Source organism: Shewanella sp. SR43-4 (genome assembly GCF_014163845.1).
Lineage (GTDB): Bacteria > Pseudomonadota > Gammaproteobacteria > Enterobacterales > Shewanellaceae > Shewanella > Shewanella vesiculosa.
In genome coordinates, this window is sequence record NZ_JACJEB010000008.1 from 98615 (window position 1) to 120547 (window position 21933).

The 21933-nt window shown below is 38.7% G+C and carries 27 protein-coding genes; 21 read left to right on the forward strand and 6 right to left on the reverse strand.

All coding sequences use genetic code 11. The annotated features are described in order from the left end of the window. Positions 1-50: 50 nt before the first annotated feature. The 7 genes from H5123_RS10970 to H5123_RS11000 all read left to right on the forward strand — a co-directional run bounded on the left by H5123_RS10970 (position 51) and on the right by H5123_RS11000 (position 5421). Positions 51-239 carry a helix-turn-helix domain-containing protein gene (locus H5123_RS10970; RefSeq protein WP_182697983.1) on the forward strand — a complete coding sequence of 63 codons (189 nt, stop codon included), beginning with the start codon at positions 51-53 and terminating at the stop codon, positions 237-239. Then, entirely contained in the window at positions 223-495 is a 273-nt protein-coding gene (locus H5123_RS10975) for a hypothetical protein (protein ID WP_182697984.1), read from the forward strand. The genes H5123_RS10970 and H5123_RS10975 overlap by 17 nt, the downstream gene beginning before the upstream one ends. Continuing rightward, positions 495-773, forward strand: coding sequence for a hypothetical protein (locus H5123_RS10980; RefSeq protein ID WP_182697985.1), 279 nt, complete (start codon positions 495-497; stop codon positions 771-773). Before H5123_RS10975 ends, H5123_RS10980 begins: the two co-directional genes overlap by 1 nt. Further along, entirely contained in the window at positions 766-2655 is a 1890-nt protein-coding gene (locus tag H5123_RS10985) for a replication endonuclease (protein WP_182697986.1), read from the forward strand. Before H5123_RS10980 ends, H5123_RS10985 begins: the two co-directional genes overlap by 8 nt. Before the next feature lie 119 nt (positions 2656-2774). Next, positions 2775-3257, forward strand: coding sequence for a hypothetical protein (locus H5123_RS10990; protein WP_182697987.1), 483 nt, complete (start codon positions 2775-2777; stop codon positions 3255-3257). A 226-nt stretch (positions 3258-3483) separates the two neighbouring features. Beyond that, entirely contained in the window at positions 3484-4443 is a 960-nt protein-coding gene (locus H5123_RS10995; RefSeq protein WP_220487609.1) for a thymidylate synthase, read from the forward strand. 30 nt (positions 4444-4473) lie between these two features. After that, positions 4474-5421 (forward strand): hypothetical protein, encoded by a 948-nt coding sequence (locus tag H5123_RS11000; RefSeq protein ID WP_182697988.1) that lies wholly within the window; start codon positions 4474-4476, stop codon positions 5419-5421. Here H5123_RS11000 and H5123_RS11005 read toward each other — a convergent pair whose 3' ends face one another. Both H5123_RS11005 and H5123_RS11010 read right to left on the reverse strand, forming a co-directional pair. Continuing rightward, positions 5422-6504 (reverse strand): ImmA/IrrE family metallo-endopeptidase, encoded by a 1083-nt coding sequence (locus H5123_RS11005; RefSeq protein ID WP_182697989.1) that lies wholly within the window; start codon positions 6502-6504, stop codon positions 5422-5424. It lies immediately after the preceding gene. Next, complete coding sequence (locus H5123_RS11010) at positions 6491-6850, reverse strand: hypothetical protein (RefSeq protein ID WP_182697990.1); 360 nt, start codon at positions 6848-6850, stop codon at positions 6491-6493. The genes H5123_RS11005 and H5123_RS11010 overlap by 14 nt, the downstream gene beginning before the upstream one ends. Before the next feature lie 768 nt (positions 6851-7618). Between H5123_RS11010 and H5123_RS11015 the strand changes: the two genes are divergently transcribed. The 3 genes from H5123_RS11015 to H5123_RS11025 all read left to right on the forward strand — a co-directional run bounded on the left by H5123_RS11015 (position 7619) and on the right by H5123_RS11025 (position 9277). Then, entirely contained in the window at positions 7619-7882 is a 264-nt protein-coding gene (locus H5123_RS11015) for a YHYH domain-containing protein (protein WP_182697991.1), read from the forward strand. 179 nt (positions 7883-8061) lie between these two features. Beyond that, complete coding sequence (locus H5123_RS11020; RefSeq protein WP_182697992.1) at positions 8062-8679, forward strand: DUF6988 family protein; 618 nt, start codon at positions 8062-8064, stop codon at positions 8677-8679. A 175-nt stretch (positions 8680-8854) separates the two neighbouring features. Then, positions 8855-9277, forward strand: coding sequence for a hypothetical protein (locus H5123_RS11025; protein ID WP_182697993.1), 423 nt, complete (start codon positions 8855-8857; stop codon positions 9275-9277). Positions 9278-9323: 46 nt separating this feature from the next. Here the strand turns inward: H5123_RS11025 and H5123_RS11030 are convergent, their stop codons facing one another. Next, positions 9324-10631, reverse strand: coding sequence for a site-specific integrase (locus tag H5123_RS11030; RefSeq protein ID WP_182697994.1), 1308 nt, complete (start codon positions 10629-10631; stop codon positions 9324-9326). Positions 10632-11031: 400 nt separating this feature from the next. On the opposite strand from H5123_RS11030, the gene H5123_RS11035 reads away from it, so the two are divergent. Next, positions 11032-11511: a DUF2947 domain-containing protein gene (locus H5123_RS11035; RefSeq protein ID WP_182697995.1), complete on the forward strand. Its 480-nt coding sequence runs from the start codon at positions 11032-11034 to the stop codon at positions 11509-11511. A 161-nt stretch (positions 11512-11672) separates the two neighbouring features. Next, positions 11673-12233, forward strand: a complete 561-nt coding sequence (locus H5123_RS11040; protein WP_182697996.1) for a chalcone isomerase family protein — start codon at positions 11673-11675, stop codon at positions 12231-12233. A 107-nt stretch (positions 12234-12340) separates the two neighbouring features. On the opposite strand, the gene H5123_RS11045 is transcribed toward H5123_RS11040, so the two are convergent. The 3 genes from H5123_RS11045 to flgA all read right to left on the reverse strand — a co-directional run bounded on the left by H5123_RS11045 (position 12341) and on the right by flgA (position 14039). Continuing rightward, positions 12341-12826, reverse strand: coding sequence for a flagella synthesis protein FlgN (locus tag H5123_RS11045; protein ID WP_182697997.1), 486 nt, complete (start codon positions 12824-12826; stop codon positions 12341-12343). A gap of 99 nt (positions 12827-12925) precedes the next feature. Continuing rightward, entirely contained in the window at positions 12926-13258 is a 333-nt protein-coding gene (flgM, locus tag H5123_RS11050) for a flagellar biosynthesis anti-sigma factor FlgM (RefSeq protein ID WP_182697998.1), read from the reverse strand. A 73-nt stretch (positions 13259-13331) separates the two neighbouring features. Then, complete coding sequence (gene flgA, locus H5123_RS11055; RefSeq protein ID WP_182697999.1) at positions 13332-14039, reverse strand: flagellar basal body P-ring formation chaperone FlgA; 708 nt, start codon at positions 14037-14039, stop codon at positions 13332-13334. Between the two features lie 384 nt (positions 14040-14423). Between flgA and H5123_RS11060 the strand changes: the two genes are divergently transcribed. From H5123_RS11060 to flgH, 9 genes are all read left to right on the forward strand, one after another. Beyond that, complete coding sequence (locus H5123_RS11060) at positions 14424-15344, forward strand: chemotaxis protein CheV (protein ID WP_124016904.1); 921 nt, start codon at positions 14424-14426, stop codon at positions 15342-15344. Positions 15345-15409: 65 nt separating this feature from the next. Continuing rightward, a complete protein-coding gene (locus tag H5123_RS11065) occupies positions 15410-16243 on the forward strand; it encodes a protein-glutamate O-methyltransferase CheR (RefSeq protein ID WP_124016905.1) in 834 nt (277 codons plus the stop codon). A gap of 135 nt (positions 16244-16378) precedes the next feature. Then, complete coding sequence (gene flgB / locus H5123_RS11070; RefSeq protein ID WP_124016906.1) at positions 16379-16777, forward strand: flagellar basal body rod protein FlgB; 399 nt, start codon at positions 16379-16381, stop codon at positions 16775-16777. A gap of 2 nt (positions 16778-16779) precedes the next feature. Then, positions 16780-17196 carry a flagellar basal body rod protein FlgC gene (gene flgC, locus H5123_RS11075; RefSeq protein ID WP_124016907.1) on the forward strand — a complete coding sequence of 139 codons (417 nt, stop codon included), beginning with the start codon at positions 16780-16782 and terminating at the stop codon, positions 17194-17196. A gap of 23 nt (positions 17197-17219) precedes the next feature. Then, the gene (gene flgD, locus H5123_RS11080; RefSeq protein ID WP_182698000.1) at positions 17220-18005 is read left to right on the forward strand and encodes a flagellar hook assembly protein FlgD; all 786 of its coding nucleotides are present in this window, start codon (positions 17220-17222) and stop codon (positions 18003-18005) included. Positions 18006-18065: 60 nt separating this feature from the next. After that, entirely contained in the window at positions 18066-19445 is a 1380-nt protein-coding gene (gene flgE / locus H5123_RS11085; protein ID WP_182698001.1) for a flagellar hook protein FlgE, read from the forward strand. A 250-nt stretch (positions 19446-19695) separates the two neighbouring features. Next, positions 19696-20439 carry a flagellar basal-body rod protein FlgF gene (flgF, locus tag H5123_RS11090; RefSeq protein ID WP_182698002.1) on the forward strand — a complete coding sequence of 248 codons (744 nt, stop codon included), beginning with the start codon at positions 19696-19698 and terminating at the stop codon, positions 20437-20439. Positions 20440-20450: 11 nt separating this feature from the next. Next, positions 20451-21239: a flagellar basal-body rod protein FlgG gene (gene flgG / locus H5123_RS11095; RefSeq protein ID WP_124016911.1), complete on the forward strand. Its 789-nt coding sequence runs from the start codon at positions 20451-20453 to the stop codon at positions 21237-21239. A 9-nt stretch (positions 21240-21248) separates the two neighbouring features. Then, positions 21249-21923 (forward strand): flagellar basal body L-ring protein FlgH, encoded by a 675-nt coding sequence (gene flgH, locus H5123_RS11100; RefSeq protein WP_182698003.1) that lies wholly within the window; start codon positions 21249-21251, stop codon positions 21921-21923. Positions 21924-21933 lie beyond the last annotated feature (10 nt).

A 21933-nucleotide genomic window follows, 5' to 3' on the forward strand; every position in this document is an offset into this window, starting at 1 on the left:
CCAATCATTTTATTCTCACTCCTGAAATATATACATTATTAGGAGTTAACATGAATAACCTATTACTTACCCCTGCTCAGGTTGCTGAGTTTTTGGGTGTCACCAGTGGCACTCTTTCTGTGTGGCGTTGTACAGGCCGCTATCCTCTAAATTTTATCAAAGTTGGTCGTCGTGTGATGTACCGCCAAAGCGATGTTGAAAACTTCGTTAACGGGAGGGTATATGAACACACTGTATAGCTTTTTAGCGGGAATGATTATTTGCTCGTTATTAAATATAAATAGCACTCTTAAAAGATCTGTTAATGAGCTTAAAGAACTTCGTGAACCTAACAAGCACATTATTCTGTTATGGCAACATGAAGCCTGTGAATCGAGCCTGTACCCGTTAACGGAACATGTACTCGTTAACGAGTCCAGTGATGACAATTCTGACAGTATACAAGTGAACCCGTTACATAACGTAACGGCTTCAGATAGTGAAGGAGGCAAGTAATGGCCGCCTTTACTAATGAACAAGTCACATTCATTGAGTGGTTATCGCAAGATAACCACATCGAGGTTTGTATTGAGATATGTCCCGACCTAGGCAAGATGATCGGTTATGACTCATATACAGGTCATTTTCAAAAACGAACATTACTTAAGTTAAAGGCTAATGGCTTTTTAAGCGAAAGTACCTGTTATATAGCAGGCTTAAGATGGCAATGTTGCTCGTTAAATCAACGTGGGCATGAATGGCTAAAGCAACATGGAGGGCAATCTAATGACTAGAGTTGAAATGGATAATGCTCGCTTTGTGGCTAAAAGACTTCATGGCATTCCTCAAATCTATAAGACTGTACTAAAGCAGCGTTATGATCGCTTTTCACACCATAGTGAAGCTAATTTAGATTTGTTACAAACAACGAAAGCTATTTCAAAAATACTGGGTCACAGCAGTATTCGAATGACTAGCGTTAATATTAAATCTCCCAATTTTAAGCAAAAGTCTAAACACCACGCTCGCCAATGCGCCAATATGGTTATTAGGCATTACTCTAATGGTTTAAAACATACCTATTTTGCAATTTCGCGCTATATAAATTGCAATCAAATTAAGCCGCGCCCATTAACGGATACTATTTTAAATCACCTCGAAAATGACTGTTTGAGTGATGAAGAATATTCAAAAGTCATTGGGGTGATTAAGCGTGCTTGTGATCCGCTATGGTGGAAGCCAAAACTTAGACGGCTCCATAACAGGCAAGTTGAAACTATTTCGCGGCTCCTAAACCAAATTAATCGTCATCGTAGTATTTATGCCAGTGACATTACCGTTGAGAGCATTAAGAGCCAATGGCTCAGCAGTCGTGAACAGCTTGAGAATACCTTAGCCACTAATGAGCTTGATTACAGTGTAAGCCTTGCTGAATTATCAGACCTTAATGTGTCTAATCCTAAAATCCGTAAAGCTGAATTGATGGTTCGCATTCGTGGTTTTGAAGATTACGCCATAAAGCATGGCTACTCAGCTGTATTTTTGACGATGACAACACCGTCTAAATATCACCGTTGCTTTGCCAAATCGGGTGTTGAAAACCCTAAGTGGCACGGCGAAACACCTTTAGATGGTCAAGATTATCTAAACCGCACATTCCAAAGAATTAGAGCATCACTTAATCGTGACAAAATTACTCCATTTGGTTTTAGAGTGGCAGAACCACACCATGACGGCACACCCCATTGGCATTTGTTGTTATTTGTTCAGACCGAGCAGCTGGAAGCGTTAGTGAAAACATTCCAAGAATATTGTCTGCAAGAAGATGGTGACGAACAAGGCGCAAAAGAGCGCCGTTTTAAGGTTGAATATATCGATCCGAATAAAGGTTCTGCAACGGGATATATTGCTAAGTATGTAGCCAAAGGAATTGATGGTGAAGGGATTGAATATGACCTTTATGGAACTGAATCAGTAACCGCAGCTATACGTATTCGTGTTTGGGCTTCATGTTGGGGTATTCGTCAATTTCAGCAAATTGGTGGAGTAGGGGTAACACCTTGGCGTGAATTAAGACGGTTAAGTAAAATAACTGATGAAAGCCTAGAGTGGGTAGAAGAGATTAGGCAAGCGGCAGATGACTCCGATTGGCGTCGTTATACTGAACTCATGGGGGGCGTTTTTTGTAAGCGTGATGATCAGCTAATTAGACCACTGTACGAACATAAAAAACAAAAGCCTTTAAATCATACTTCTGATGATAATTGCCGCAATGCCTATGAAGACTCTAGGAGTTCTGTCGCTCAATCTGCGTTGAGTTCAATCGACGTGCCTATACCGAGTTCGGGAAATGCTAAGTGTCATGAGGGATTGAGTAATAATGAAGTTTCTGGAAATCCAGAAAAATTCCAAGATGCCAATGCGGAAATTAATGCGGGAATAGATTCTGATAGAAGCGAGGTATTACCTAAGCAATCCTGTAATTCAGTTCATGATAATGTTGAATCTAGTATCTATAAACTTAATCGATATGGTGACGAACTCATCGTGCAGTTAAAAGGCATTGTGGCTTTAGGCTTTGAGATCGTCACTAGAGTACATGAGTGGACGTTAAGCTATTCACAGGCTAATGGTAAAATTGAGTCCAATCGCTCTAACTTGGAGTTCTGTCAATAAGTGTACGTAATCCGAAATTAATAGTTAAATGAGGTCGTAATAAAAATGTTCAACTAAGATAGTAAAAGGAGTATTGTTAGTACGTTATAGAGTATTCAACATATGCTTAAGGAAGAGTCATGGATCCATTTTCACAATTGTTTGCAGCCTACCTGCACACGGTAAGTAATACTATTGCTGAAGTGTATGTTGACTCAATGAACACCACGGTTACCTCGCAAAGCTTAGTATACAACGATACTAATATCAGATTTCAGCATCAGCTATGGAAGATAAAACCCAATAGTGTCTGTTCAGACCTTGAACAACAAGCAAATCAATTATCCAAATGCACCCAACAAGCCAAGACTATGTTCACCGAACTTTGTACTCAGCTATCCAGCATGGAAAATCTGAATCAAAGAGGGCGAAGCTTATCTAATATGTACTGCAATGCATCACTTACTTACAAACCTATGGTTGCCTATATCAGCGAACCAAAGCAAAAGTCCGAGCAAGAATTAAAAGAAAAAGAGTGCAACTTGATGATTATCAGAGCGATGCAAGATAATAGCTCTGAGGTTTTAGCGCAAAAAGAACAAGCATGTGTATCCTCAAAGTAAAGATATTAGTTTTGAAGCACTTTTGTAATGTTCATTTGGATTACGAAAAAATATTATTTACTTATAAAATACAGTGTGGGTCGTTGTAAATTAATAAATAAGCTGTCGTGTTCTTTTCGATAGAGACAAATATACCAATAACTACAACTTTTCAGAGCTTATTAGTTATGTAACATTTAATAAGCTATCTATCCCTGATCCATAGATACTATAAAAAGAGGGAATTTTGAAATTTGAAGCTGAAACAATAGATGACTTAATGCATGATGTTTATTGTTATGTGTTAAAAAATGGAAAAGAAAATATAGCGACGAAAGGAGAAAATATAGAGTTACTTGGATGCGAGCTGATATTGAAAAATCCGGTTGCTAGAATTAGTAGGTCAGAATCAAGAGGCTTAATATTTAGTTGCTTAGGAGAGCTTTTTTGGTATTTATCAGGGAAAAATGATAGTGATCACATTTCAGCATACATACCAAAATATAAGGACTATGCAGAGTTAGACGGTTCAATACATGGTGGATATGGAAATCGTTTTTTTAATATGCATCAAAAGTATGATCAGATACAGAAAATAATAGAACAGCTTAAAGAAAAAAGTGGTACAAGAAGAGCTGTGATACAGTTATTTGATTCATCTGACTTATCTATTGATTACAAAGATATTCCTTGTACATTAAACCTTCAGTTTATTATCAGGGAGAATAAACTTCATTTATTCACTATGATGCGTTCAAATGATGCTTACGTGGGACTTCCGCATGACATTTTTGTATTCACGATGATGCAGGAGTTAATAAGTAAAGAAGTAAACTGTAAATTAGGCAGTTATCATCATTATGTAGTTAGTTTACATGTCTATAATAAAGATATTGATAATGTGAAACGCTTTGTTGAGGAAGGATACATGACAACAAAATGTATTATGGAGAATATGCCAAGTAGTGAATTCTTTGCAAGTAAAAACATTCTAATTGATTGTGAGAAAAAAATCAGAGAGAATGTTGAATTTGATATAAACTTGTTAGAAATAAGTAGTTACTGGAAAGATATTTTAAGGCTGTTACAGTTTTTTATTTTGACAAAGGATCAAAGTGACTTAAGAAAAGCTATTGTAGTGAAAAATTCAATATCAAATGAAAACTATAAAATTCTTATACAAAAAAGAGAAAGGAAAATATTTTAAATTGAGATTTTAAGTAAATGGGGTAAATGTATGCAAAAGAAATTTGAGAAAATAGACATTATTTTAGATGCTCTAGTAGCATTCGAAAGAATAGAAGGTAAGCTTGTCGGCCTTAAAGATGAGTCACACTATGTTACACTTTCAAAACAAATAGTAGATAGCATTAGGCGAATTCAATTTATTGAAAAAATAGGGGAAAGACAAATATCGGTGCTTAGATCTAATCCTCATTCAGATATGTTTGATCCTTTAAAATCAGCATGGCTAAACATAAGGAATAATAATGTAAATGAAGCATATTGGCTCATATTTTTATCCATTCACTTCGGGAAACATAATATGCACGGATGGGATTTATGTGCTGATATATATGGTGGACTTGGTAAAACTATATGGACTTGGGACAAGGTATCATCGAATTTGACAGGATTTTCAAAATGGTTTGAAAATGCAAGCAAAGAAATGGAAAGTGACAATGTAAAAAGATTATTTGGCAATCACAGAAAGTACGAGTCATTAAGATATAACTCGAGGAGACCATTACATAAAGTTATTGAAAGCTACGTCAACTGGATCGGTATAAGTAGAGACCACGATACAAAGTTCCTAGAGATTATTACTTTAAATAACACAAAAGATAAATTTGAATTTTTTGATAAATCTTACCAGTCAATGAAACACGTTAAATCGTTTGGAAGAACTGCAAAGTTTGATTATTTGACCATGTTGAAAAAATTTAATTTACAAAATATTGAACCCAAAGAGCTTTACTTAACTGGAGCTACTGGTCCTAAATTTGGTGCGAATCTCTTATTCTTTGGTGTAAAAACATCAGGTGTTAGTAACTTCAAACTTAACTTACTCTTAAATACTCTTGCAGAAAATCTTCCGATAGGAATTCTGGCTTCTCAGGTATTAGAAGATGCATTATGTAATTGGCAAAAATCTTCAAATAAATATATTTATTTTGGGGGGTAATTAGTGTTCAGACCAAGTATATCTTACTTTCAATCGATTAAGATAAGCATGATCAATATTTCCAATATGTTGGAGTTGACCTAAAATTATACCTTTAGAAACTCCAACTTTTTTAGAAAATCTTACGATTTTCTTCCAGTCATTTTTATACAACATCTTTAGTTCACTTTGATATTCTTCTGGAACTAATATTTTTGCTGCAAACTCATTTGCCTCTTTTTCTTTTAAATCATCAATTTCTGATACATCATTGCCTTCAATGAAAATTTCATTACTACTGTGAAGAATCAAATGGGCAACTTCATGGAACAAAGTAAACCAAAAATGGTCATCTGTTTTGTATCTGAAGCTCATCACTATTGTTGGTATTTCTTTCTTAAAAAAGCATGTAGCTCCACTAGCTCTACAACCAGAAGGTGTTTTTACAATAACAAATTTAACACCAGTATCAGCAAATATTTTTTTCAGCTCAGGAATAAATATTTCTGGATCTGATACAGAAGTTAATTTCCTAATTCTCGGGATCGCCTCAATAAGCATATCTTTATCCCATTGGTAACACCTAATATTATTAGATAATATTCTTGCTTGATTTAGCCATGTATAAACTGCTATCGGGTCAGCTTTCAATTTTGATGAAGTCCTGAATGATACTTGTGTTGAATTATTAAAATTCTCATACCACTCATCGATAGATCTAACATTGAAAAAATCTAAACATGCACTTATACGAGTTGTATTCTTAGCTTGCTTTGGAATCCATCCCCATTTTACCATGTCTGCAATGGGTAGAGCTGATAACCAATCACGCTCTTTAACTTCTATTCTTGATTTGAAATCTTGATAAATCTCATCTCTAGTAATCCAAAATCTAGAAGAAACATTAAATGTTGATTCTAGTTGATAAGCCAAAGAATTCTCAATTTTTAATTCACCGGCTAATAATTTATACGATTTATGAACAGATAAACCTATCTTTCGCCCTAATTCTTCAGCCGAAAGCCCACATTCATCTAATAATTCAACTATCGTTTCCCCTGGTGGAGAAACCCAATCTGGATAAAAATCATTAGAGTGAATCATCTTTTACACCTATAAAAATTAACTTCAACCTATTTATCCTTGTCCAATCATTTGTTCCGTCCACATTTTTAGGTGTTGAAACATGACCTGAACTAAGGTGCATAACTAAACCATCTTTAATATCTATTATAACGCATTCTGCGAGTTCTATAAATCTAATCCTTGCGTTACCTATTGGCAACTCATCATATCTATCTACTGCAAAAAGATCCGACAGCCGAGTTCTTAGGGCTGTACTGGCTGTTACTCCTAACTTCTCATCAGCTTCGCTTCGTATCTCACAAATACGCCTAAGCTCCTTAGATAAAAACGAAATTTCCAATATTAAATGCCAATCAGCTATCATCTTGTTTAACTTTAATCTATTCAGTATGTAAATGTACAGTTTGAAAAGAATGCTGGCTTCATACCGATATATTAAGTGGATAGATTTATAACATATTAACTTTTCGTTAAGTTTAAGTTGTTGATTTTATTTTATTACTTTATGGTTTTGACCAGCTCAGCCTTTGATGTTAGCTCTCTCTTTTTTTTTAGAGAGCTGTTCTAGCTCCTTTACAAGTCTATCCACTTCCTATTCATGCTGAAAAGTCCCGAGTAAATGAGCTGTGGTGATCCCTAGCTCTTGCTTAACATGTTCAATATCTAAATGAGCATAGGTGTTGCTGACGCTTGTTTAAATATGCCTAGGATCTTACTGGTGCTTGATGTTACCACCATCCATGACGTTCCAACTGGCTATTGTCCGCCTTAAATAGTGAATAGTGGCAACTCTCTTTTTGAAAGTGTAGGCCTTTTCAGTGCCACGAAGCTCTGCGCGTTCGGTGATGCGATGCCAGAAGCTGCCTTTACCAGCCTTTCGATAATATGGCCTGATTGACTTCACTCTCTTGTAAAAATAAAGCGTTAACTTTTTAGTATTTATTCTCTTTGCCTTGTTGGATTTGATCTCTAAAGCCTTGTGATTGTTATTTCTATATGAATTTTTTATAGTTTTGTGCATTAGATCATATAGATATTCAATTTATCTACTGTTAAGTATCTTATATTTTTGCTATTAAAGTATTGTTTTAAGTACATTTCGTACTAGCTGTTTACCTTAAGTAGAGAAGATATGAAAAAATTAATTCTGGCTTCGCTTTTGTTTTTATTGGCCGTGCCCACGTCGTTCGCACATAGTGGTAGAACAGATAAAAATGGTGGTCACAACTGTAGTCAAGCATCAATAGATAAAGGGCTTTGTACTGGTTATCATTACCATAATGGGATTGCAAAAACTGATACTGAAAATCAAGAAAAACATTCACATGACGGTATTCTTCATACACATAAAGTTGAAGAAGTTAAAACTGAAAAAGTTGTTGCTATTAAATCATAGTTTAAAATAGCTCTCTTTTTTACTTCGAGAGCTTTTCTATTTATCTCACTAAGCTATCTACTTTCTATAAATTTTGAAAGATGTGGTTATCATATTGCTATCACCTAACAATACTCGTAGCTCCTGTAATTAATATTTAGTAAACTTGAACGAATCATTTATGAATAATTAGGTTAAGCATGGATCAGCTTCTCTCTCGTTCTGCTGAGTTCGAAAACTTTGTTAATGGACTGCTAGCAAATCCTGAAGCACAAAAATCGAAACGAACTGAAGGTGCTCGTGTTCTCTGCGCAGTTGTTATGGAGCATGCTTTGAGTATTAAAATTCTAATGCACGCTAATGCCTTTACATCAGCATTAGGTCTGTTAAGGCTCCAATATGAGGCTTTAGTCAGAGCGCATTGGCTCATTTTCGCTGCATCGGACATTATGGTGGATAAATTACTTTCAGAGCTCACAAACGAGTCTGCTCAAGCGGCTAATTCAATACCTATGGTTGGTGAAATGATGAAAGCGATGGAAGGCAAAGCCCCACAAAATGCACTTCAACCGCTACTTGAATTCAAAGAAAACTCATACAGGTCTCTCAGTTCTTATATCCATGGTGGCATACATGTCATCAGCCGTAAGAAACAGGGCTACCCAGTCATACTGTTGGAAAATGTCCTTAAAAATTCTAACCAACTCAGCGGAGTCGCAGGGTACTTTTGGTCTCATCAGACTCAGAACCCGCTGATTATTGCTAATGCAATGGCTTCTTTTAAAAAATATCAGGATTGTTTTAATTACGTGCAATAAACTAATTAGGAATATTAAATGGAATTAGATGTAGTTTCGAAGTTGATTACTGGTGAACTCTAAACGCAATGTCATTAACAAAATATCGAAAATAAATTAAAAAACAAGACGTTAGTCACTAAAAGGATACACCTTTTCATTTAAGTTATTGCAAACAAACCTAGGAGTAACTTAAATGAAAATAAGTGCAATAGTACTTTCAATACTATTAACAGTAACGCTTTGCATCACTTCTGTCAGTGCAGCCACACCGCAACCAGGAGAGCAATTGTCCGATGGAACACTTACACATGCAGGTTTCATTAAATTATGTTCACTTCCAGAGCAATCTAATCAAGATGCTTGCATTTTTATATTTTTTCATGCTTATCAGGCTCTCTCTATTGGGTACTTAACAGTAAACAGGTTAGTTCTAAAAAATGATGAGCCTATATATTTTTGTATGGATAAAGCTGCTAAGTTGACAGGTAAACAACTTCTTGAAGATTATATTGAAAAAACTAAGGCGTTGGCGAAAACCCCTCAAGGTAAACAACAAGCATTATCAACTATTCTCGCACAGTATCTCGCGATCGTTTTCCCAACATCATCTTGTTAAACAACATGTTAATGCTGCAAATTAACATTTTATAAAAAATTTTAATTCAATATAATCTATCTAGCAGCTCTCTTCTTTCCTCCGTGGAGAGCTGTTCTATTTCCTTAGCCAATCTATCCACTTTCGATTCATGCTGAAAAGTCCCCAGTAAATGAGCAGTAGTGATACCTAGCTCTTGCCTAACATGTTCAATATCTAAATGAGCATAAGTGCTGGCTGTAATGCTGATATCGCTATGTCCTAATAGTTTACTCGTTGTTTGAATGTTACCACCTCGCATGACGCTCCAACTTGCTATGGTTCGCCTTAAATCGTGAATGGTAACGTTATCACCTTTTTCAGTACCGCGAAGCTCTGCACGTTCTGTAATGCGATGCCAGAAGCTGCCTTTACCTGCCTTTTCGATAATATGGCCTGATTGACTGCGCTCACTCGGGAATACAAAGCGTTCACCTTTAGCTGCTTCTTGGCTGCGTCTGGTAAGAATATCCATCGCTTCTTTAGTGAGTGGTACAGCATGGGGCTTTTTAACTTTCATTTTGCTGGTAGGGATAAGCCAGATACCACGCTGATGATCTATCTCGCGCCATTCCATACTGAACACGCAGCTTTTTCGCTGGCCTGTTAATAGCAGCATCATCACCACATCACGGTAAATAGGTAGCTCTAACTCTAAGGCTTCTAGCAGTCGCTTAACTTCATGCTCGGCTAAAATACGTTCTCGCTTTGTGCCTGCTAGTTTTTTGATATGCACAAATGGATTAACTGGCTGGTCGTTGAACATCGACTTGAGCAAGGTCAGGCACTTGTTTCTAATCGCGGCTGAATTTTTAGTGATAATCAGTTTAATGAAATTGTCAGCATCCGTCTTAGAAATGCTTTCAACTCTTAAATGACCAATGCGCGGTTTGATATGTTTGTTCCAAATAGAGTGAACATCATCCAATGATTTTTGACGGCGTTCACCTGACTTAATCTTAATGCTGAACTCGGCAACATAGGCGTCAAATAATTGTTGAACTGAAATGGATAGGGCATCTTCAAGGGCTATTGCTTCTTTGGCTTGCCGTTTAGATTCGTTGGGGTTAATACCTTGGGAAATGTCTACCGCGATTAATTTAGCCTGCTTGCGTGCCTGCTCAATGGTCAAATTGGGGAAGAGGCCAATAGTGACGGCAACGTCTTTTCCTAAGTGCTTGCGTCTAAAGCGAAAATACTTTTTGCCTGATGGCATAACTTCTAAAATTAGGCCTTTTACTGACTCTCTTTGGTCTAAATCGGCAATTCTATAGCGTTTTGGGGCACTTTTTAGCTGTTCAAAACAGCGTTTATTGAAAGTAAATTCTTTATCCATAATCACTTAGCCTCAAAAGTTGTGCCGCCTATGTGCCGCCTCTGGAATCTATTTTGACTAATTTACAGTAATTTTGGTTAATGTCAAAAATGTAATTATCGATTTAAGATGTTGATAAATAACATTTAGTTAATTTTGGTTAACTTTGGTTAAAGTCAACCAAACTCACCTGTGGGGAGACCATATAAACTACTCCTATGCTCATTCTCTGTCTTTTCTCATCATCTGATTTATTTCATTGTCCCTTACCAGAATTAAGATATTTACTCGTATCAATATTTTTAACTACAGCATTAATCTTTTTAACAAATCATCTCATCATTTGTGTTTATCACTATCGCAGTCTGATCGGCTTTAGCGCTATAATTGTGCTTCATTTTTTATTGCTAGGAGCAGTTGTTTGTCACATTCATATATTCCGTTTGATCTTTATAAGCGTAAGTGGATTTTTAACCATAAAGATTTGCCTGTATCAGATGATGATAAGGCTTTGATTAAACCACTGACCGATAAAAGTGCCATGGAAGTGTGGGATAAGTGGATAAGCAATAAGAGCAGTCGGGCGGAATTATTTGAGAAAGGCGATTGGCCAATAAAGCAAGACGCATGGACGGCAACAGAACATTGGCAATCGGCGTGGGACTCTCTGGACAACGCTATGCCTGAAGCTGTTAGTACACATATTCAATGGCCTGATGATGTGGTGGTGTATTTTTGTTATGAAAAGTACCAAATCATTGAAACGCGTTGGGATGTCTTTGTGCGCAATTGGAAGTGCTTCTTGTTTTTCGATGATGGTCCAATTTTAATTTCACCTAAGCACAAGCAAGCGTTGATGTTTAATCAGAATGGCCAATTTAAGTTAGGTGTTCGTGGTTAACCCCTAATGCAACCTCGAAGTGCAATACTCGGCAAATAAGCTATTAACGGTTAATCGCTGAGTTTTAGTATGTGATTTGGTTGCGGTATATATTGCCAGGCATAAAACCACTTTTTATTCTTTCTGTGGTTATTTTTGTGGCGTTTTTTTAGAGAGTTTATATGAAGTTATTAGCTTTAATGGGTATGAGTTTAGTGTTGATGCTGCCGTCATTCGCGCACGCTAAAGTGATTGGCGATATTGATGTGGTTGAGCAAATGACGGTTGCTGAGCAACCATTAATATTGAATGGCGCAGGAGTGCGCAGCAAGTTTTTTATTGACTTATATGTGGGCAGTTTGTATTTACCGACAAAAGTGCAAACCTTAGATGATGTATTGGCGCAGCCGATTGCGGTTATACAGTTAACCATTACCTCTGGAATGATTACCTCAGATAAAATGCGTGATGCAATTACTGACGGTTTTGATGCTGCTACCGACGGAGACACTCATTCTATCGCCAAAGATATTGAACATTTTACCCAGTTGTTTGCTGACGAGATTGTTGAAGGTGATCGATTCACTTTTGTGACTCAAAAAGGCAAGGGCGTCAGCAGCATTAAAAATGGCAAGGCTCAGGGGGATATTGCTGGTGAAGCATTTCGTCAGGCATTACTTAAGATTTGGTTAGGTGAACATCCTGCGCAACAAAGTTTACTTGGGGCCATGCTCGCTCAATAAATCTCCTGCTAGGAAGAAACGATAACAAGCGAGCACTGCGCTCAAGGTGGCACTTGGTTTGTTATCGCGTGTCATCGCTCGTATGGCTTGCTACCAAGATTTTAACGCTAGGCTGAAAAGTCATTCCCTAGCGTTGAAATGGTCGACGTTTTGCCTTTGTCATTGTAGGTCAAGCTTGAAGCGTTGCGGCTAGCTTGTAATGCTTGTGCGAATCTATTGAGGCTGGCGATATTGAGCTCAATTAAACTGGCATTTTGGCTATTGATGTCTTTGCACTCAGCGAGTATCGATTTTGCTTGAGCTACTTTTTGTGCCAGTTCAACATCTGTAGTGATCAGCGTGTGGTGTGGATGATTAGCCAGTTTTTCGTCAGTGGTTTTCATATTGAATAAACACTGGGTTTTATCTTTGGAAAGTGCCAATAATTGATCGGCGTCTTGCTTTTCTAACGCAGCTTTCTCTGCTGAAATCAGCTGTTTTAGTTGAACTAACGTCTGATTTTGCGTATCAAGCAAAGTATGCAGTTCTGTGAGTAATTGCTTGTTTTGCGGATCGATGGATTGTCCTGAGGATTGTACGTTTACTTGTGTCATAAGTTACTCTTGTTTTTTTAACTAACACTTCTCTATGATGCAAATGCGCACCTATTATTCTAGTGTTGTTAAAGCAAATTAAAGAGTAACGTTTAACGGTTACTCTTTGTCAAATGATAGACTGCCTAGCTCTGCTTCAAAACTAGCAATATTAGCCGCAAGTTTTTCTGGGTCGACTTTATATCGTCCTTCAGAGATAGCGAGTTTAATTTCAGCGACCTTTTTTTGGTCTACTTCAGGCAATGATGCCATTTTAGTTTGCGCGCCCTGAAGCTGTTGAGCTTGAGAGGTAATGCTAACCGAATCAGTTTTAACTGGAGTCGCTGTTTTTTGCGCCACAGCAGCAGTATCAGATTTGGTATTAGACTGCGTTTCACGTGCAGTGCGCAGTTGTGTATTAGTAGCAGTGTTATGCTTAATGTCAATTGCCATGGGAGGCTCCAGCGTAATTATCAGGTTTTCCAAACAGGCTATCGGCAGTCCAGGAAAAAACTTTAACTCTATTTTACATTCTTACTTCAACTTCGCCAATGCCAATTACAACTGCATCAAATTGTTTGCTCGTATTACTATTTTTTACTCTGATAACGTCATTGAGATTACCGTCCCGTAAAGCTTCACCAAGGGTTTTAATTTCAATATTAGCGGTTTTAGCATAAATAGAAATCGTGTCTCCTTTGCAAACAAAACACAGGTTATTACTTAAGACTGGTGAGTCTTTCGCAACCCGACGTTTTACTCTTGAACCAATTAATGAGTTGATATCTGAAAAAAATTGGCCTTTTAGACTATATTGATCAATATACATAATGTGTAAATGTTGTTGGTCAATAATTTGGTCTGGTGACAGTATCTGGTTTGCCGCGACAACGGGGTATTGAATTTCAACTCGAACTGAGAGATACATCTGCCATGGGTAGTCATAGTCTGGACTATTACAGCTCAGTTTTACCATATTATTGCGACTAATCGCTCGTTCACTGGCAAGCTCAGCCGTTATCGGTGGATAGCACCGCGGAGGATTGACACGACCTTCAAGGTTTTGTGGGGTGATTTCGACCTTAGCTTTTGAGTCTGCTTCGATTTTTTTTTCTATCGTCTCTTTAGCTAAGTCATAAATGGTCGATAGTGAGGGTGTTATTATCTCTTCGCTGGCAAATGCTGGCAAAAAAAATGTTATTGAACATAATAAACATAAAAAAAATACTTTCATAATGAAGATACTAGCTTGTTTTGCCAGAATACACCTATACTTTTAAAAACGGAAAATATGCGGGCTATCTCTGCATACACAATAAGCTAAAAAATATGTACCGATGACATAATAATTTCATTATGTCTCCGTCAAAAAAGTGTCAGCTCACAGTGTGTGAGTTAATTAATACAAATTAAAGCAAGTTGTATGCCCACTTTTTTAATTTAATGAATAGATAAGTATTCGCTGGGTTGTTGATGGTTTACACTCAAGGTTGGTAGGTCTTTAGCGATAAATGAGCTAGACGTAATCAGCTAACGTATTGTGTTGAACCTGGGTTTACTATAATTTTAATGAACAATTTTTATCCTTTTGGGTGACAGTTAACTACAAGGTCGTGTTATGTCGAGCATTTTAGATTCAGTCAATAAACGTACTCAGCTTGTCGGGCAAAACAGACTCGAGTTACTATTATTTAGGCTTAACGGCCGCCAACGGTTTGGGATTAACGTGTTCAAAGTGAAAGAGGTTTTACAATGCCCACCACTGACAACCTTACCGAAATTAAATCGTTATGTTAAAGGTGTTGCTCATATTCGTGGCGCAACGATTTCTGTTATCGATTTAAGTGCTGCAACGGGTGGTCGTCCACTGACATCAACTGAAAATTGCTTTATTATCATTTCCGAATACAACCGAAGCATTCAAGGCTTTTTAGTGAGTTCTGTTGAACGTATTATCAACATGAATTGGGAGGCAATTATGCCGCCTCCACAAGGTTCTGGTCGTTCTTCATATTTAACCGCAGTGACAGAGATAGAAGGCGAGTTGGTTGAGATTTTGGATGTTGAAAAAATTCTTGATGAAATTTCACCGGTTAAGACTTCGATCAGTCAAGAACTCAACGAAACTTTAACGATTGATAGAGAACAGCATTATCATATTATGGTTATTGATGATTCTGCAGTGGCACGTAAACAGATTATTCGTTCGTTAGAGTCTTTAAATCTGCAAATCGATACTGCCAAAGATGGTAGAGAAGCGTTAGAGATGTTGAAAAATATTGCCAAAGAAATGGATGATGTATCAGTGGAAATTCCGTTGATTATTTCTGATATTGAAATGCCTGAAATGGATGGCTACACTCTAACAGCAGAAATTCGTGATAATCCAAAGTTAAAGAATATAAAAGTCGTACTGCACACATCGTTAAGTGGTGTGTTTAACCAAGCGATGGTACAAAAAGTTGGGGCTAACGATTTTATTGCTAAGTTTAACCCCGATGAATTAGCCGCAGCGGTTAACAAACATTTGAGTTTATAATTGTTTAGAATTGAATAATATTGAACGTTCGGTCGGCTCATCGGCAAACATATTAGGAAGATAATGTGACAGATAAATCACTTGCTGAAGCAGAGTACAATCAATTTAGGCTGTTTTTAGAGCAGCATAGCGGTATTGTGTTAGGTGAGAACAAACAGTATTTAGTTCGTAGCCGCTTAGCGCCACTGATGGGAAAGCATAATTTGCCTTCTCTATCTGAGGTGGTTAAAAAGTCGATGAAACCGATAGAGCGTCAATTACGCGCTGAAGTGATAGATGCGATGACTACTAACGAAACCTTATGGTTTCGAGACCGTTATCCATTTGAGTTGCTGAGTAATTCTTTATTGCCTGAATACAGCAAGTTGGGCCGACCATTAAAAATATGGTCTGCTGCTTGCTCATCTGGGCAAGAACCTTACTCTTTAGCTATGACAGTGTTGGAATATCAACAGCGTAAACCTGGTGCTTTACCTGGCGGCGTGACAATTCAGGCAACAGATTTATCACCTTCTATGTTAGAGCGTTGTAAGAATGCTGAATATGATGGTTTAGCTCTGGCTCGTGGTTTGTCTGAAGAGCGTAAACGTCAGTTTTTTGATGCTTTACCGTCTGGCAATATGAAAGTGAAAGATAACGTAAAACGTTTAGTGAACTTCAGAGCACACAACCTACTTGAAAGTTATAGCTTATTAGGCAAGTTCGATATCATTTTTTGCCGTAATGTATTGATTTATTTTGCGCCAGAGGCAAAGGCTACCATTTTGCGGCAATTTGCTGCCGCACTTAATCCTAAAGGTATCTTATTCTTAGGTGCGTCAGAATCTCTTGCGGGGTTAACCGAAGAGTTTAATATGGTTCGCTGTAATCCAGGTATCTATTACCAGAAAAAAACCTAGCCAAAACAGTTAATTAGTTTCACCGCATGCCGACGCTCGTCGGCATGTTAGTTTTTTTATTTTATTCTCCCATTATAAAAATTGTTGGCATAACCTTTGCTTTATATCTATCAGTTAGCTGATGGAGGCAATTTTATGGCGATTAATTTCGATAATGCATTAGGTGTTCACCAATATTCTTTGGGCGTACGAGCTCAAAGAGCTGAAGTGATTTCAAGTAACATCGCCAATGCCAATACTCCTCATTATAAAGCTCGAGATGTTAATTTTGCTTCTGCTATGCAAGCAGCAAGCTCACATCAGAAGGGTTTGAGCATGAGTCAAACCACAGAAAAACATTTCGATTTAACAGCGTTAAGTCAACAACATGTCCAATATCGTGTTCCAAATCAAGCCGATACAGGTGACGGTAATACTGTTGATACGCAGAAAGAACAATCAGCATTTATGCAAAATGCGCTCGAATATCAAATGTCATTAGGCTTCCTTGAAGGTAAGTTTAATGGCATGCGTAAAGCTTTGCGGGGTGATTAATCATGAGTTTATTTAATATTTTCAATGTGTCTGGATCTGGTATGTCTGCGCAGTCAGTGCGTTTGAATACCACTGCCAGTAATATTGCCAATGCGGATTCTGTATCAAGCAGTGTTGATAAAACTTATCGAGCACGTCATCCCATTTTTGAGGCTGAAATGCTTAAAGCTAATAGCCAGCAAAATAGTTCGCCGGGTGTTAACGTCAAAGGCATTGTTGAAAGTGATAAACCATTAATAAAAGAATACTCGCCAGATCATCCAATGGCTGATGGTGATGGTTTTATTTATAAACCGAATGTCAATGTGATGGAAGAAATGGCCGATATGATTTCTGCATCACGCTCTTATCAAATGAACGTTCAGGTGGCTGATGCAACTAAGTCTATGTTGCAACAGACGTTAAGGATGGGTAAATAGTATGATTATTCAAGGAGGTAACAATGAGCCTCGTTAATTCTTACAGTCAGTCTTTACCGCAACAATCCAGTAGCACATCAAATACAAGTGCTACCACGAAAAGTTCTGTACAGACAAATACAACCAGCACTACTACTGGGAACCCTTTCCTTGACGGAATTCGATTACCTGAAGAAAGTGCGATCCCTGAATCAAAAGATCAGATGTTAAAGCAAGAAGATTTTTTTGCTTTACTCAGTCAACAGTTGTCTATGCAAGATCCTTTTAAACCGGTTGATAATGATCAAATGATTGCCCAAATGGCATCGTTTTCGACGGTTGATGGTATTTCAAATTTGAATGATGAGATCCTTAACCTCAATACGGTAATGAGTTCTAGCCAAGCGTTACAAGCATCAGGCTTAGTGGGTCGAAAAGTGCTTATCCCTTCTGATACCGGGGCAATTTCTACTGAAAGCCCTGAGATTAAAGGCGTGATCAGTACGCCATCTGCAATTGAAACGATTACGGTGAAAATTGAAGATGAGTCGGGGCAGCTGATCAAGAGTTTTAATGTTGATGGCAGTAAAGGCGGCAATGTTGATGTGACATGGGATGGCTTAGGTAAGGATGGCCAACCCGTTAAAGCGGGTAATTACTCGATAAAGGCCAGCGGTAAAGTTGATGGCACCGCAGAAGATTTAGCGGTATCAACTTATGCACATGTGACAAGTGTGTCATTGGGCACAGCGGCGACTGGGGCCATTTTGAATTTGCGTGGAGTAGGCGGAATTAAGTTATCTGACGTACTCGCAGTATCTGAAACATAGTAAGGCCTGTATTGAATTATTGGCTTTATTGATAAATGAATTAATTGTGAGAGGTGAACTATGTCATTTAACATTGCACTGAGTGGTATTGCTGCCGCGCAAAAAGACTTAAATACAACCGCGAATAATATCGCTAACGTGAATACTATTGGTTTCAAAGAGTCACGAGCTGAGTTTGCTGATGTGTACGCAAATTCTATTTTTTCGAACAGTAAAACTGCTGTCGGTGGTGGAGCAACCACCACTCAAGTGGCACAGCAATTTCATCAAGGTAGTTTGCAATTTACCAGTAATTCACTGGATATGGCGATCAGTGGCGGTGGTTTCTTTGTTACGTCGTCTGAGTTAGGGTCGCAAGATCAGTCATATACCCGTGCAGGGGCATTTAAAGTTGACTCGGCCAACTATATGGTCGATTCAGCGGGTAACTTTTTACAAGGTTTCCCTGTTGATGAAGATGGTAACTCGACTTCTGTGAGTTTAACCACAACTCAACCGATTAAGATCCCAGACACTGCGGGTAGCCCTGTGCAAACCGGAAATGTTGGTTTGCAAATGAACCTTAATGTGGGGGAAACCGCATTAGACCCAGCTAATTTTAATCCTGCTGATTCTGATACGTTTAATAATTCTACCTCGGTGACGATTTACGATTCATTAGGTGAATCGCACATTATGACCACTTATTTTATTAAACCGACCAATGGTTCATTTACAGGTGAAAGTAATTGGGTTGCCTTTTATGCAGTTGATGGCGACCCCGTTGATGTTGCGGCTGGCGCTGGTACTTATTCAACAGATACCAATGGTGATGGCACTGCTGATGCGACGGGTACAGCATCTGCTGCTAATCCCGATGGATTAGGTGGCGTCTGGTCAGGAGCTGTGCTTAAATTTAACTCTGTAGGTGCTTATACTGGCAGTGATCCGGCTAACATTACCACTGAAGCATTAGGTTCTGGCGGTGCAGGTGCTTTGGGCCCTGGAGCCGACGGCACTCAAACACTTACGATAAAATTTAATAATCCAACTCAGTATGCTTCTCCATTTGAAGTCACTGAATTGACTCAAGATGGTATTACCGTAGGGCGATTAACCAATGTTGGTATTGGGTCTGACGGTCTGATTACCGCTAGTTATAGTAATGGTTCAACTGTGCCGTTAGCGCGGGTGGCATTAGTACGTTTTGCTAATGAGCAAGGTCTTACTCAGGTGGGTAATACGTCTTGGAAAGCCAGTTTAGGTTCCGGCGCGGCATTAGCTGGTGAGGCAAATAGTGGTACATTTGGTAGTATTCGCTCTTCTGCACTTGAACAGTCAAACGTTGATTTAACCACTGAGCTGGTCGATTTAATCTCAGCTCAGCGTAACTTCCAAGCTAACTCACGTACGCTTGAAGTTAACAATACCTTGAACCAAACGATATTACAGATCCGCTAAATGATCCTTAGGCTATATAGGTGTTGCCGTTTACGGCAACACCTTGCCTTTTCCACCTCGTTACTTGTCCCCGTTATTACACCCCTCGTGTCGATAGAAGCTTTTTTGACACTCATGCGCTACCCATTAATTTTATTGATTAACTGATTCATACAGTTACATCTCAATCCTCTCACTTAAAAATCGTTGGCATGATGCTTGCTTATTCTGTGTATATAGTGTTTTTGCAGAAAGTTTGACGGAGCAAAAAATGGACAAATTTCTTTATATTGCCATGAGCGGCGCAAAGCAAGGGATGAATGCCCTAGCAGTGAGTGCGAACAATCTTGCTAACGCGAATACTGATGGATTTAAAGCTGACATGGTCCAAGCCCGTTCAATGCAGGCATTTGGTGAAGGTTTGCCTACACGGGTATTTTCGATGATGGAAAGCCCAGGCAGTAACTTTAATAGCGGCCCCGTTAAAACTACTGGTCGCGATCTTGATATTGCGGTTAAAGGAGATGGCTGGCTTGCTGTGCAGGCGGCTGATGGTTCCGAGGCATATACCCGCGCTGGTAGTCTAAAAATTGACAGTACCGGCTTGTTATTAAATAGCCGTGATCGTCCCGTTATGGGCGCTTCAGGTCCCATTGTGTTACCCATTCCAGTTGAAAAAATAGAGATTTCGGCCAACGGTATTATTTCTGTACGCCCTCAAGGGGCAACCGCAGAGGTAATAGAAGAGGTCGGAAGGATTAAGTTAGTTAATCCTGGTAACGAAAACCTTATGCGCGGTGAAGATGGTTTATTTCGTCTTATTGCCGGTGGCAATGCGCCAAACGACCCAGGGGTTCAAGTTGAAAGTGGTGCGGTCGAAGGCAGTAATGTTAATTCTGTGCATGAAATGGTCGCCATGATTGATATTCAACGTCAATACGAAATGCAAGTCAAAATGATGAAGAACGCTGAAGAGATTGATCGAGCGTCCACTTCCTTGATGAGAATTAGTTAGGAGTAATTATTATGCATCCAGCGTTATGGATAAGTAAAACCGGTGTCGACGCCCAACAAACCAATATTGCGGTTATTTCAAATAACGTGGCTAACGCCAGTACCGTGGGATTTAAGAAAAGTCGTGCAGTATTTGAAGACCTTCTTTATCAAACGGTTAACCAAGCTGGTGGCATTAGCTCAGACAATAGCAAGTTACCTAATGGTTTAAACATTGGTGCGGGTACTAAAGTGGTTGCCACGCAAAAAATGTTTACCCAAGGCAACATGCTGACCACAGATAACTCATTAGATTTAATGATTGAAGGTTCGGGCTTTTTTGAGGTGCAAATGCCAGATGGTACAGCAGCCTACACTCGTAACGGCCAGTTCAGCTTAGATGATACCGGCCAAATCGTCACACCAGGTTCTGGTTATGTGGTTCAACCGCCTATCACTATTCCAGAAAACTCCACCAGTATTACGGTGTCGGCCTCGGGTGAAGTGTCAGTGCAAACCCCAGGTACAGCTGCCAGTCAGATTATTGGCCAGTTAACCATGACCGATTTTATTAACCCTGCTGGTTTAGATCCATTAGGGCAAAACTTATACACCGAAACAGGTGCGAGTGGCACGCCTATTCAAGGTACTGCATCACAAGACGGTTTAGGTTCTATCCGCCAAGGCGCATTGGAAACCTCTAACGTTAATGTGACAGAAGAATTGGTTAACCTTATTCAAGGTCAACGTATTTACGAGATGAACTCCAAAGTTATCTCGGCGGTTGATCAGATGCTGTCTTATATTAATCAGAATCTCTAAGGAGCTAACATGATTAAATACATTGCGTTAGCGTCAGTATTGTTATTGGCTGGGTGCAGTTCTACGCCCAAGAAACCGATTGCTGATGATCCATTTTATGCGCCGGTATACCCAGATACTGTACCAACGCAAGTGGTGCCAACGGGATCTATTTATCTTGATAGCCAGGCATCAAGCTTGTATTCCGATATTCGTGCGCATCGGGTCGGTGACATCATCACTGTGACCTTAAAAGAATCAACCCAAGCGAAAAAAAGTGCCTATAACCAAATCAAAAAAGGCACTGACTTAACCGTCGAGCCTATTTATGCTGGTGGCAAAAATGTGTCTATAAGTGGTATCCCGCTCGATCTTGGTTATAACGACAGCATGAATACCAAGCGAGAATCAGATGCCGATCAATCAAACAGTTTAGATGGCAGTATTTCAGCCAACATCATTCAAGTACTTAGCAACGGCAATTTAGTTATCCGTGGTGAAAAATGGATTTCGATCAATAACGGTGATGAGTTTATTCGCGTCACTGGCATGATCCGCAGTGAAGACATCAACCCAGATAATACAATTGATTCTACACGAGTGGCTAACGCTCGTTTTCAGTATAGCGGTACCGGTACGTTTGCTGACTCCCAAAAAGTCGGTTGGCTGAGTTCATTCTTTATGAGTGACTGGTGGCCTTTCTAAGGAGTAATGC